Genomic DNA, 12,938 nt, shown 5'->3' on the forward strand with positions numbered 1-12,938 from the left:
AACGAAAGGCACGAGGCGTACGGGTGGAGTGGGGGCAAACAGGCGGGTACGAGCGGACATCGGGAATCACCATTGTTGTTGTTAACAGCCGGTCTGTTGCCGGCAGTGGGGGCGATCCTAGACGGGTAAGCTTTCAGCCAGCTTTCGCCGGCTGAAAGGGTGATGAAGGGTTGTTCGGCGTTTCAGGGCAGTTCCAGGCCGCCCGCCGCCTTGTGCAATGCCCGCAAATGCTCGCCCACCTGCTTGAGGTTGGCTTCGCACGCGGCAATCTCGGCGGAGCGCGAGGGGTCCAGCAGCGCCCTCACCTCTTTATCCAGCTCGCCAGTCAGTGATTGCAGTTGCTTCTGGCGCTCGGCGCTTTCCGATTCCAGGCGCTTGGCTTCCGAAGGTTGCGGCAGGCCATAGCCGCCGCTGCCCAAGAGTTCTGCCGGTCGGCTGAGGAAGCCGCTGTTGGCGAGGATCTGTTGCAGCGTGGCGTTGGCTTTCTCCATGCCGCCGTTTTTCAGCTCGCGGGCGCCGAGGTAGCGTTGCTTGACTTCGTCCTGGGCCAGCATCAACTGCTTGCGAAAGCTCGCCTGCTCAAGCAGCAACAGCGCAGCACTGGTGCGCAGGTCGGCCTGGCCGAACCACTGGCGACGTTCCTCTGCGCTGAGGGACAGCCAGTCTTCGACCTGGGTCTGTTTGATCGGCAGATGCTTGCGCAGTACATCGAACATCGCCTGGTAGCGCTCGCGGAAGGAGTCGAAGTGATAGCCCAGGCGTAACGCCCGGCGTTTGTCGTCCAAGACGCTGGTGTCGGCAAGGCCGCGGGCACTCAATACCTCAAGCAAACCGTTGGGCGTAATGTTGTCCAGACCGGTCAGTTGCGGGTTGGCGCTGCCGCTGCGTAACAGTTTCAGGCTCTCCACTGCACAGTTGTTGGAAATGAAGAAGTAGTTGCCGTCGTAGCTCCAGTGCATTTCGGCGGCATGCTCGACGGTGTCGTTGATTTCCTGGCGGGTCAGTTTCAGCGGCACGGAGGCCAGGCCGCGCAACTCGGTCTTGGTGTACTCGTCGATCACTTGCGCCAGCGGCAGCACAAACAGGCGCGACGGGTATTTGCCGACCAGGCCGTCCCAGCTCGACAGCTGTACGTCACCGACGAATGCGCGGTAGGACAACACCAGGTGCTGGTCCAGGTCCAGCCGACAATCCGGCCCACGCGGCCGGCCTGGCGCGCAGATCACCAGGCGCAACATGCTATGGCCCCAGCGGCTCACCAGGTTCTGGTTGGCTTCGGCCAGCAGGTAGTCGATTTCGTAGACGCGCTCTGGGTCGACATGGCCCAGCGGCGTCTTGGCGAAATCGTTGCCGGCGTTCAGGAATGCGTAGGTGTTGGCGCAGGTGTCTTGATTCGGCGGCGCCCAGCCAAAGTGTTCTTTGTAATAACGGAACAGCGAGGGGCGGCGGCAGGCGTAGCTTGGGTCAAGCAGGAAGTACTCCATATTGACCGCCACGAACTCCAGCGGGCTGGTGGTTTCGTAGATGTCCGGGCTGCGCGCGACCTGATGGTTGTTTTGTTCGCGCTCGCCACGACGGCCGACGTATTGCGGCCAGCCGGCAAGGTCCAGCAGGCGGGGGTCATCGCTGAGGGTAAAGCGTCGGTCATTCTGGCCGCGGCATTGATCCGGCAGGCCGATCAAGCCGGTGATGTTGTTCTGGCGGCTGCAGCGGTTGATCAGTGCGCGGTCTGCTTTGGACCACAGGCGTGCACGGTCATAAATGTGCGTCAGTTCATGCAGTACGGTGGCGAGCATTTCGCGGCGTACGGTGCCGTGGGGGCGATTGGTTTTCTGGGTGGCGGCGCTGCCGTCGGTCAGGCTGGTGAGCAGGTTGCGATTGAGATCCAGCTCGGACACCAGGGAGGCTTGCCCGTAGGCGTTCTCGGGCATCTTGTCGGTCCAGCCGACATCGATGCGCCGGTCCAGCTGCTCGATGAAGCGCGGCGGCAAAGCGCGCATCGCTTCATTGAGCAACGCCTGGCTGGCCTGCTGTTCAGCCGGGCTCAAGCCCTCGGTCTTGAGCCGCAGCTGCAGGTCGGCCTGGGCTGCGCTGGCACACAGCAGCACAACCCCGGCCAGGAGCCAGGCGGCCATTCGCCTCACAGTGCGAGGATAGCTTCGGCGAGGGTCTGGTCACTGGCGTCGCGGGCTTCCGGCAGACGGGTGCGCAGGGTGTCGAAGGCGGCTTCCAGGCGTGCGCCACGGATTTCGCCGTTGGTAGCGACGAAGCTGGCAGCGTCATCGTGGGCTTCGCGCACGACTTTGGAGTCGCGGATGGAGGTGGTGGTGTCCGAGGTGAAATCAATGGTGCGGCCAGAGGCGCGAACAATGATGTTACTGGTGGCCACCAGGGTCTGTGCCTGGGCAACGTCGGCCAACAACAGCAGGCCAAGGGTGGCGGCAATCAGCGGGCTACGCATGGAATAACTCCAAATACAAAGATGGAATACAGAGATGATTATTGGACGAGAATTGCTTGCGCCAGTTCAAGGTCGCTGGCGTTAAGTTTTGGTTGGCTGCGGCGCAGATAATCCAGCGCTGACTCCAACCGTGCCCCCCGCCATTGGCCGTCAGTGGCGATAAACGCGGCAGCGTCATCCTGGGCGGCCATTATCACTTTTCTGTCGAAGGGTGCGGAAGTCACCTTGCTGGTGGCGTACGCACTGGCAACGGTGCTCTGCGTGGTCAGGTCGAAGGCCGAAGCCAAGGGCGACCAGGCGGCGCAAAGCAATACAGGAACTATTAACAGGCGGTATGAAAAAGCCATGGGACTCGACAACTGAAAACGAGCGCCAAGGCTAGCGTAATGCCCGGGCGAGAGCCAGCGCCCAGGCATCAGCCCTGCATTCAGATCGCCAGGATGGCCTGGGCCAGCTGTGCGTCAGTTGCGGTGTTCAGCTGCGGCGCTTGTTGGCGGATCTGGGCCAGGGCGCTTTCCAGTTTCACACCACGGATGGCGCCTTCGCTGGCAACAAAGCTGGCGGCGTCGTCACGGGCAGCGCGTACGACTTTGTTGTCGCGCAGGGATGAGGTGGCATCGGAGCTGGCGTCGGAGGTGGCTTTCAGCGCGCCGACGATGGAGTCGGTGGTCACGATGAAGCTGGTCGCGTTGGCGTTGGCAGCCAGGGCCAACAGGGCGGCGGCACTCAGCAGGCTAAGACGGGACATGGGATGACTCCTGTAGATGAACGGATAAAGTGGCGCAGGGCAGCTATTGGGGATCAGACGCCTGTACTGCGCGGTTCGCCACGTGGTGACTGGATATTAAGCCGCCGTTTATCCGTTCGGGAAGCATCTTGACTGCCTAGTCACGCCAGAACGGTTTGGACAGCTCGTTCATTCGGTCGCCAGGGCTGATGCCCAGGTCGGACAGTTCACGGCTATCAAGCTGCGACAGCTGGCGCCGTTCATAGGCCTGGCGCAGCCATTTGGCCACGGTCGAGGCCGCTTGGCGTAACAACCGTTTATAGCGGGGGGACGGCGTATCCATGGCGAGCACCTTTCATGAGGTCTTGGAGCACCATGTTGAACGAGGCGATGTGACCGATACAGATACACCGATGTTAAATTGTACTGCTTAACTGTTGTGTTTTATAAACTGTACCTGTCTTCGAATCATGCCACTGTTTTACGGTTGAAAACCCAAACCCCGAAAACAACAAAGCCCGCCTCCGGTTTCCCGTGGCGGGCTTTGCTTTGACAAATCAGGGTGCTGGCGGTGGACCCGGTAGGTCAGGGCCAGCGAGCGCTAAATCAGCGCCAGAACGGCTTGCTCAGCTCTTCGTAGCGTTGAGCTTCGCTGATGCCTGCGTCAGCCAGCAGACGCGAATCCAGGCGAGCCAGTTGGTGGCGGCTGGAGATGCGGCGCTGCCACAACATCAGGTTGGCGATAACGCGCAGAGGCAGGGAGGCCTGGGTGTTTACAGCTTTTTCTTCGAAGAACAGTTCGGAACTGAGTGTACGTTCCATGATGACATCCTTCCGCTTGTGGCGGGATTAGGTAGTGGTTTAACTGATGCCAATGATCCTCTTCCGGCGCAAGACTCTCTAGATACAGTTCACCTGTATTGTGAGGGGCCAGTTAACTGTTTATAGGGGCTGTACTGTACGGAAATGGGGCAACTGTACCTGTCCGCACTAAAGTAGTGCGAAATAGGCATTTTTGAAGTGATGCGTGGGATATTTCGGTAAGAAAAGACCGGTACAGCAGTACAGTTTTTTCAATAAGTGCCGGTGGAGATGTCGAGCTGATGAAACTGTGTTTGCATCAGCCCGTATCTGTATCAATTACGCCTTGAGCATATGCCCGGTTTCTTCCAGGTTGATGTGCCAGCTCAGTGCATCACGCAGGATGTGCGGCGTGTGCCCGCCGATGGCGCAGGCAGCATTGAAGTAACTGTTCAGGGCGTCGCGGTAGGCGGGGTGCACACAGTTGTCGATGATCACCCGCGCCCGTTCCCGTGGCGCCAGGCCACGCAGGTCGGCAAGCCCAACCTCGGTGACTAGGATGTCGACGTCATGCTCGGTGTGGTCCACATGGCTGACCATTGGCACCACGCTGGAAATCGCCCCGCCCTTGGCAATGGATTTGGTAACAAAGATCGCCAGGTGCGCATTGCGTGCAAAATCCCCGGAGCCGCCAATACCGTTCATCATCCGTGTGCCACAGACATGGGTGGAGTTGACGTTGCCGTAGATGTCGAACTCCAGCGCGGTGTTGATACCGATGATGCCCAGGCGACGCACCACTTCCGGATGGTTGGAGATCTCTTGCGGGCGCAGTACCAGTTTGTCCTTGTACTTCTCCAGGTTGCCGAACACGTCAGCATTGCGACGCTCCGACAGGGTGATCGAGCTCCCCGACGCGAAACTCAGCTTGCCCGCGTCGATCAGGTCGAAGGTCGAATCCTGCAACACTTCCGAATACATGGTCAGGTCTTCGAACGGCGATTCGATCAGGCCACACATCACCGCGTTGGCGATATTGCCGATGCCAGCCTGCAACGGGCCAAGTTTGTTGGTCATGCGGCCGGCGTCGACTTCCTGCTTGAGGAAGTTGATCAGGTGATTGGCGATGCCTTGGGTATCGCTGTCGGGTGGCGTTACGGTTGAAGCGGAGTCGGCCTGGTGGGTGATAACGATGGCAACGATCTTTTCCGGTGGAATCGGAATCGCAGTGCTGCCGATCCGGTCATCGACCTTCACCAGTGGGATCGGCGTACGAGTTGGCCGGTACGTCGGGATATAGATGTCGTGCAACCCTTCCAGGTTCGGGTTGTGTGCCAGGTTGATCTCGACGATCACCTGCTTGGCGAAAATCGCAAAGCTGGCCGAGTTGCCTACAGACGTTGTCGGCACAATATGGCCTTGCTCAGTGATTGCGACCGCCTCAATCACCGCAATATCCGGCAGCTTGAGCTGGTTGTTGCGCAGTTGCTCGACGGTTTCCGACAGGTGCTGGTCGATAAACATCACTTCGCCGGCGTTGATCGCCTTGCGCAAGGTGCTGTCGACCTGGAACGGCATGCGCCGGGACAGTACACCCGCTTCGGTCAGTTGCTTGTCCAGGTCATTGCCCAGGCTGGCACCGGTCATCAGGGTGATTTTCAGCGGCGACGTCTTGGCGCGTTCAGCCAGGGCGTGGGGGACGGCCTTGGCTTCACCGGCACGGGTGAAGCCGCTCATGCCGACGGTCATGCCGTCCTCGATCAGTGCGGCGGCGTCTGCCGCGCTCATGACCTTGTTCAACAACGAAGGCAAGCGGATACGATCACGGTACATGGATTGTTATCTCAGGCTACGGAAGCAAGGTGCGCAGTTTAGTGATTTCGAAAAAATTCGGCCCGCTACCATGGTCGAATGCCAGGCAGCGATTTAGAGCCTTTGGTCGGGTTTCATGCGGTAATAAAAAACCCCAGCCTACTGGAGGCCGGGGTTTCGAGTATTGCGCTGAAGCAGTGTTACTCGACGGCTTTGACCATGTCTTCGATGACCTTCTTGGCATCACCAAAGACCATCATGGTCTTGTCCAGATAGAACAGTTCGTTATCCAGGCCGGCGTAGCCGCTGGCCATCGAGCGCTTGTTAACGATGATGGTCTTGGCCTTGAAGGCTTCGAGAATCGGCATGCCGGCGATCGGTGAGTTCGGATCGTTCTTGGCGGCCGGGTTGACCACGTCGTTCGCGCCCAGCACCAGCACCACGTCGGCCTGGCCGAATTCGGAGTTGATGTCTTCCATCTCGAACACCTGGTCGTATGGCACTTCGGCCTCGGCGAGCAGCACGTTCATGTGGCCAGGCATACGGCCCGCCACCGGATGGATCGCGTATTTCACGGTGACGCCGTGGTGAGTCAGCTTCTCGGTCAGTTCCTTGAGCGCATGTTGTGCGCGTGCCACGGCCAGGCCGTAGCCCGGAACGATGATCACGGTATCGGCGTTGGTCAGCAGGAAGGTCGCATCGTCAGCCGAACCGGACTTCACCGGGCGCGCTTCTTTGGAGCCGGCTGCGGCACCCGCATCCGGCGCATTGCCGAAACCGCCGAGCAGTACATTAAAGAAGGAGCGGTTCATCGCCTTGCACATGATGTACGACAGGATCGCGCCGCTGGAGCCCACCAGGGAGCCGGCGATGATCAGCATCGAGTTGTTCAGCGAGAAACCGATGCCCGCCGCCGCCCAGCCGGAGTAGCTGTTGAGCATTGAGACGACCACAGGCATGTCGGCGCCGCCAATCGGGATGATGATCAGCACGCCCAGCACGAAGGCCAGCGCCAGCATCAGCGCGAAGGCGGTGAGGTTGCCGGTGAACATGAAGGCCAGGCCCAGGCCAAGCGTCAGCAGGCCGAGCACCAGATTCAATTTATGCTGACCGCCGAACTGTACCGGTGCACCCTGAAACAGGCGGAACTTGTACTTGCCCGACAGCTTGCCAAATGCGATCACCGAACCGGAGAAGGTGATGGCACCGATGGCCGCGCCGAGGAACAGTTCCAGACGGTTACCGGCAGGGATCGCGTCGCCCAGGTGTTTGACGATGCCCAGGGATTGCGGCTCGACCACGGCGGCGATGGCGATGAACACGGCTGCGAGACCGATCATGCTGTGCATGAACGCCACCAGTTCCGGCATCTTGGTCATTTCTACGCGCTTGGCCATGATCGAACCGGCGGTGCCGCCAACCAGCAAGCCGACGATTACGTAGCCGATACCCGCAGTTGCCAGCTCAGCGCCGAGCTTATAGATGAGGCCCACAGTCGTGAGTACCGCCAGCGCCATGCCGAGCATGCCGAACAGGTTGCCGCGTCGCGAGGTCGTCGGATGTGACAGCCCTTTGAGGGCCTGGATGAAGCAGATCGACGCGATCAAGTAGAGCGTCGTTACCAGATTCATGCTCATTACTTAGGCGCCTCTTCTTTTGCTTTCGGGGCTTTCTTCTTGAACATCTCAAGCATCCTGCGGGTCACCAGGAAGCCGCCGAACACGTTCACCGCCGCAAGCGCCACGGCCAGGGTGCCCATGGTCTTGCCCAGCGGGGTCACGGTGAGGGCGGCGGCCAGCATGGCGCCGACGATCACAATCGCGGAAATCGCGTTGGTCACCGCCATCAATGGCGTGTGCAGCGCGGGGGTCACGTTCCAGACCACGTGGTAACCGACATAAATCGCCAGCACAAAGATGATCAGGTTGTAGATACCGGGGGAGATAAGTTCTTCCATCGTCTGAATCCCTGCTTAGGCGTTTTTGCGGATGACTTGGCCGTCGCGGCACATCAGGCACGCGGCGACGATGTCGTCTTCGAGGTTGATTTCAAACTGCCCTTCCTGGGTGAAGACCAGCTTCAGGAAGTCCAGCAGGTTGCGCGCGTACAAGGCTGACGCATCGGCGGCGACAGCGCCGGCGAGGTTGGTCGGGCCGCAGATGATCACGCCGTTTTCCACCACGACCTGGTCAGCGACGGTCAGCGGGCAGTTACCACCTTGGGCAGCGGCAAGGTCAATCACCACGGAGCCGGGCTTCATCTGTGCGACGGTTTCAGCGCTGAGCAGGGTCGGCGCTTTGCGGCCTGGAATCAGAGCGGTGGTGATGACGATGTCGGCCTGCTTGGCGCGTTCGTGCACGGCCAGGGCCTGGCGCTGCATCCAGCTGGTTGGCATCGGACGGGCGTAGCCGCCAACGCCGACGGCGCATTCGCGTTCTTCGTCGGTCTCGTAGGGCACGTCGACGAACTTGGCGCCGAGGGATTCGATCTGCTCTTTTACGGCCGGGCGCACGTCAGACGCTTCGATCACTGCACCCAGACGTTTCGCCGTAGCGATGGCCTGCAGGCCAGCAACACCCGCGCCGAGGATCAACACGCGCGCTGCTTTGACGGTACCGGCGGCGGTCATCAGCATCGGCATGAAGCGCGGGTAGTGATGAGCGGCGAGCAGCACGGCTTTATAGCCGGCGATGTTGGCCTGGGACGAAAGCACGTCGAGGCTTTGCGCGCGCGAGGTGCGCGGCGCGGCTTCAAGGGCAAAAGCAGTGATGCCCCGCTCAGCCAGCTTGGCGATGGTTTCGTTGCTGAACGGGTTGAGCATGCCCACCAAGACGGTGCCGCTTTTGATCAGCGCGAGTTCGCTGTCGCTGGGGGCAACCACCTTGAGGATCAGCTCGGCGCCAAACGCATCGTTGGCACTGCCAATGGTTGCGCCTGCCGTTTCATAGGCACTGTCAGTGATGCTGGCTTTAATGCCGGCGCCGCTTTGTACAGTGACCTTATGGCCCTGGCCGATCAGCTTCTTGATGGTTTCCGGGGTGGCAGCCACCCGCGTTTCACCGGTCTGGGTTTCGAGAGGAACACCAATGTGCACGTCAAATCTCCTGCATGATCTTTTTGCTTTTGATCTTTTTGTAAAAAGGCCAGTGCACCGCGAGTGGCGCAACTGGGGCGGCCGATCAGCACGATCCCGCTGAAATGACAGCGGGGCGCGGCATTTTGCAGGCGAACTTTACGGCCATCAAGGGATTATGACGGGTGACGAAAAATTAACTACAAGTCACCCTGTGACTGATTGTCGCAACGCTTTGAATTAACCTCTTAAAATACAGGGGCTTAAAGGCCTGTAGGCGTTTTTGTAGCGTTTTGACATCTTTGATGTGAATAGTCGGTCATTGGCTTGTATTAGTCGCTACAGGCCATATGAGTCGTGGCTTTGAGCCCTATTTTTGTCTGACAGATACAGTCTGTTTAAATGCGACATATACGTATATCTGTAGGATTAAAAATATGCTGACTACAGAGTCAGCAATGCGATTTCGACCTTTAAATACTAGGGCTGTAGCGCTGTGATTGTTCGATAAGCCAATCCCTGAATGCGTGCATTGAGGCTGATTCGACCTTTCTGTCAGGAATCATCAAGTAATAAGCCTTCGAGCTGCTCAGCGCCTCGGGACTCGCAATCATCAGTTGGCCCTCCTCCAATTCGCGTTGGATAAGGAACGGCGGGATCAGCGCGATCCCCATGTCATGCATGGCGGCCTGGGACAACATCGAGAATAGCTCGTAACGGGGGCCTGTCATGTCGCGGGGTACGCTCAACTGCTGCGCGTTGAACCACTGGCGCCACGCGTAGGGTCTCGTCGTTTGCTGAAGGAGAGGCAGTTCTGCGATTTCCTGAGGGCTGAATTGCGTGCTGCTACCCAGCAGTCGAGGGCTGCACACTGGGACGGGGTTTTCTCCCATCAAACGGTGCGATTCCGTACCGGACCAGTCGGCATCGCCGAAGTAGATGGCGGCGTCGAATTCGGTGTCGGCAAACAGGAAGGGTCGTGTGCGGTTTGTCAGGTTGACTGTGACTTCCGGGTGCTGGTGTTGAAAATCCTTGAGGCGTGGGATCAGCCATTGAGTTCCGAACGTGGGGACCACGGCCAACTCGATGGTGTTAGCGCCCTGCTGACCCATGACGGAAAGCGTGTCGCGCTCCACGGCATCCAATTGCGTGGCAATGCGTCGGCTGTAGGACAGCCCTGCTTCCGTCAGTTTTACCCCGCGCCGTGAGCGGCGAAACAGCTCGACACTCAAAAACTCTTCAAGGCTGGCGATCTGTCGACAGATGGCGCCTTGCGTGATCGAAAGTTCGTGCGCGGCCTTGGTAAAGCTCTCGTGGCGGGCCGCGGCTTCAAAACTGACAAGGGCGGTGGTACTGGGGATTTTCCTGCGCATATACCGTGTCCTCACATGTAAAGCGCATATGCGCGCTTTTCGTCGGTTTCGAAGTGAGAAATTAGCACAACCCTATGCGGAAACCTCGTTTGCCCTCCTCGCCTGTCGGGCCTAGGCTGGTTCCACGACTTCCGTTTCTTTCCGCGAGGACTTATTCATGGCTGGCAAGGCAAGCTTCAACTGGATCGATCCACTGCTGCTGGATCAACAGCTCACCGAAGAAGAGCGCATGGTGCGTGACAGTGCTGAGCAGTTCGCCCAGGACAAGCTGGCGCCGCGTGTGCTCGAAGCCTTCCGCCATGAAAAGACTGACCCTGCGATTTTCCGCGAGATGGGCGAGACCGGTTTGCTCGGTGCGATGATTCCCGAGCAGTACGGCGGCAGCGGCTTGAATTACGTCAGTTATGGGTTGATTGCCCGCGAAGTAGAGCGTGTCGACTCCGGCTATCGCTCGATGATGAGTGTGCAGTCGTCACTGGTCATGGTGCCGATCAATGAGTTTGGCACCGAGGCGCAGAAACAGAAGTACTTGCCGAAGTTGGCGTCTGGGGAATGGATCGGCTGTTTCGGCCTGACCGAGCCCAATCATGGGTCTGATCCAGGTGCGATGATTACCCGGGCTCGAAAAGTGGACGGCGGTTACAGCCTGACGGGCGCGAAGATGTGGATCACCAACAGCCCGATTGCGGATGTGTTTGTGGTGTGGGGCAAGGACGATGCTGGCGATATCCGTGGGTTTGTCTTGGAGAAAGGCTGGAAAGGCCTGAGCGCACCGGCGATTCACGGCAAGGTCGGGCTTCGCGCTTCCATCACCGGTGAAATCGTAATGGATAACGTATTTGTGCCGGAAGAGAACATCTTCCCGGACGTGCGCGGCTTGAAGGGGCCTTTTACCTGCCTTAACTCTGCGCGTTATGGCATCTCCTGGGGGGCGTTGGGTGCTGCCGAGTTCTGCTGGCATACCGCTCGCCAGTACACACTGGATCGCCAGCAGTTCGGCCGTCCATTGGCGGCGACCCAACTGATCCAGAAGAAACTGGCCGACATGCAGACCGAGATCACGCTGGCCTTGCAAGGCTGCCTGCGTCTGGGGCGTATGAAGGATGAAGGCACTGCGGCGGTTGAAATCACGTCGATCATGAAGCGCAACTCCTGCGGCAAATCCCTGGATATCGCGCGTATGGCGCGCGACATGCTCGGTGGTAACGGCATTTCCGATGAGTTCGGGGTAGCGCGTCACCTGGTCAACCTGGAGGTCGTGAATACCTATGAAGGTACTCATGATGTGCATGCCCTGATCCTCGGGCGCGCGCAAACCGGTCTTCAGGCGTTCTATTAATAGGAGCACGGCATGGGCGCGCTTTCGCATCTACGTGTACTGGATCTATCGCGAGTACTGGCGGGCCCCTGGTCCGGGCAGATCCTTGCGGACCTTGGGGCTGAGGTGATCAAGGTCGAGCGACCGGGCAGTGGCGACGATACGCGCGCCTGGGGGCCGCCCTTCCTCAAGGATGCCTACGGCGAGAACACTAGTGAGGCGGCTTACTACCTGTCGGCCAATCGCAACAAGCAATCGGTGACAATCGACTTCACGCGGCCGGAGGGGCAGGCGCTGGTGCGTGAGCTGGCGGCCAAGTCGGACATCCTCATTGAAAACTTCAAGGTGGGCGGGCTTGCGGCTTATGGGTTGGACTATGAGTCGCTGAAGGAGATCAACCCCGAGTTGATCTACTGCTCGATCACGGGCTTTGGTCAGACCGGGCCCTATGCGGCGCGGGCAGGCTATGACTTCATGATTCAGGGGTTAGGCGGACTTATGAGCCTGACGGGGCGCCCCGAGGGGGATGACGGTGCTGGCCCGGTCAAGGTAGGTGTGGCGCTGACTGACATTCTTACGGGGCTCTACTCGACGGTGGCGATTCTGGCGGCACTGGCTCATCGCGATCATGACGGTGGCGGGCAGCACATCGATATGGCGTTACTGGATGTGCAGGTGGCCTGCCTGGCCAACCAGGCGATGAATTACCTGACGACAGGGGCACCGCCGAAGCGGCTGGGTAATGCGCATCCGAATATCGTGCCTTATCAGGATTTTCCCACCGCTGACGGAGACTTCATCCTGACGGTGGGTAATGACGGGCAATTTCGTAAGTTTGCCGAAGTGGCTGGGCAGCCGCAGTGGGCGGATGATCCGCGTTTCGCTTCTAATAAGGTGCGGGTGGCGAATCGGGCGGAGCTGATTCCTTTGATTCGTCAGGCGACGGTGTTCAAGACGACGGCTGAGTGGGTGTCGCAGCTGGAACGGGTCGGTGTGCCTTGTGGGCCAATCAATGACCTTGCGCAGGTGTTTGCCGACCCTCAGGTCAAGGCGCGCGGGTTGGAGATGGCATTGCCTCATGCGCTGGCGGGGATGGTGCCTCAGGTTGCCAGTCCGATAAGGCTGTCCAAGACGCCGGTGGAGTATCGCAATGCGCCTCCGCTGCTGGGAGAGCATACGGCTCAGGTGCTTCAAGATGTATTGGGATTGGGTGTGGCGAATGTGGTTGCTCTGAAGGCGGCGGGTGTTATCTGAATCCTTTCTTCTATATAGAAGGTGCTGACGGCTCTTAATTGGTGGTTTTTTAATCAATTCTCGCTAATTGATAGAAAAGTAAAATCAAGGGTTGACGGCAGATTTCAGAGGCCTATAAT

General features: G+C 59.1%; 13 protein-coding genes. 2 read left to right on the top strand and 11 right to left on the bottom strand.

Translation table 11 applies throughout. The annotated features are described in order from the left end of the window. Window positions 1-182 precede the first annotated feature (182 nt). The 11 genes from HX812_RS16015 to HX812_RS16065 form a co-directional block, all read right to left on the bottom strand. Window positions 183-2,144 carry a DUF4105 domain-containing protein gene (locus HX812_RS16015; protein WP_038851144.1) on the bottom strand — a complete coding sequence of 654 codons (1,962 nt, stop codon included), beginning with the start codon at window positions 2,142-2,144 and terminating at the stop codon, window positions 183-185. Further along, window positions 2,141-2,461: a DUF2388 domain-containing protein gene (locus HX812_RS16020; RefSeq protein WP_034110655.1), complete on the bottom strand. Its 321-nt coding sequence runs from the start codon at window positions 2,459-2,461 to the stop codon at window positions 2,141-2,143. Before HX812_RS16020 ends, HX812_RS16015 begins: the two co-directional genes overlap by 4 nt. 38 nt (window positions 2,462-2,499) lie before the next feature. Next, window positions 2,500-2,808 carry a DUF2388 domain-containing protein gene (locus HX812_RS16025; RefSeq protein WP_038851158.1) on the bottom strand — a complete coding sequence of 103 codons (309 nt, stop codon included), beginning with the start codon at window positions 2,806-2,808 and terminating at the stop codon, window positions 2,500-2,502. An 80-nt stretch (window positions 2,809-2,888) separates the two neighbouring features. Next, the gene (locus HX812_RS16030; protein WP_038851147.1) at window positions 2,889-3,209 is read right to left on the bottom strand and encodes a DUF2388 domain-containing protein; all 321 of its coding nucleotides are present in this window, start codon (window positions 3,207-3,209) and stop codon (window positions 2,889-2,891) included. Window positions 3,210-3,345: 136 nt separating this feature from the next. Next, window positions 3,346-3,531 carry a DUF1127 domain-containing protein gene (locus tag HX812_RS16035; protein WP_033901532.1) on the bottom strand — a complete coding sequence of 62 codons (186 nt, stop codon included), beginning with the start codon at window positions 3,529-3,531 and terminating at the stop codon, window positions 3,346-3,348. A gap of 263 nt (window positions 3,532-3,794) precedes the next feature. Beyond that, on the bottom strand, window positions 3,795-4,010 hold the full coding sequence (locus HX812_RS16040; protein WP_012721550.1) for a DUF1127 domain-containing protein: 216 nt from the start codon (window positions 4,008-4,010) through the stop codon (window positions 3,795-3,797). A gap of 318 nt (window positions 4,011-4,328) precedes the next feature. Further along, entirely contained in the window at window positions 4,329-5,822 is a 1,494-nt protein-coding gene (locus tag HX812_RS16045; RefSeq protein ID WP_038851148.1) for an acetyl-CoA hydrolase/transferase family protein, read from the bottom strand. 179 nt (window positions 5,823-6,001) lie between these two features. Further along, a complete protein-coding gene (locus HX812_RS16050; protein WP_122759123.1) occupies window positions 6,002-7,438 on the bottom strand; it encodes an NAD(P)(+) transhydrogenase (Re/Si-specific) subunit beta in 1,437 nt (478 codons plus the stop codon). Further along, window positions 7,438-7,758, bottom strand: a complete 321-nt coding sequence (locus HX812_RS16055) for an NAD(P) transhydrogenase subunit alpha (protein WP_003220416.1) — start codon at window positions 7,756-7,758, stop codon at window positions 7,438-7,440. Before HX812_RS16055 ends, HX812_RS16050 begins: the two co-directional genes overlap by 1 nt. Window positions 7,759-7,773: 15 nt before the next feature. Then, window positions 7,774-8,895: a Re/Si-specific NAD(P)(+) transhydrogenase subunit alpha gene (locus HX812_RS16060; RefSeq protein ID WP_038851152.1), complete on the bottom strand. Its 1,122-nt coding sequence runs from the start codon at window positions 8,893-8,895 to the stop codon at window positions 7,774-7,776. Between the two features lie 452 nt (window positions 8,896-9,347). Continuing rightward, a complete protein-coding gene (locus HX812_RS16065) occupies window positions 9,348-10,247 on the bottom strand; it encodes a LysR family transcriptional regulator (protein ID WP_038851154.1) in 900 nt (299 codons plus the stop codon). A 157-nt stretch (window positions 10,248-10,404) separates the two neighbouring features. Between HX812_RS16065 and HX812_RS16070 the strand changes: the two genes are divergently transcribed. Continuing rightward, window positions 10,405-11,586 carry an acyl-CoA dehydrogenase gene (locus tag HX812_RS16070; protein WP_003187423.1) on the top strand — a complete coding sequence of 394 codons (1,182 nt, stop codon included), beginning with the start codon at window positions 10,405-10,407 and terminating at the stop codon, window positions 11,584-11,586. Between the two features lie 12 nt (window positions 11,587-11,598). Then, window positions 11,599-12,819, top strand: a complete 1,221-nt coding sequence (locus HX812_RS16075; RefSeq protein WP_038851155.1) for a CaiB/BaiF CoA-transferase family protein — start codon at window positions 11,599-11,601, stop codon at window positions 12,817-12,819. Window positions 12,820-12,938 lie beyond the last annotated feature (119 nt).

The organism is Pseudomonas sp. IPO3749 (assembly GCF_013386605.1).
Lineage (GTDB): Bacteria > Pseudomonadota > Gammaproteobacteria > Pseudomonadales > Pseudomonadaceae > Aquipseudomonas > Aquipseudomonas azotoformans_A.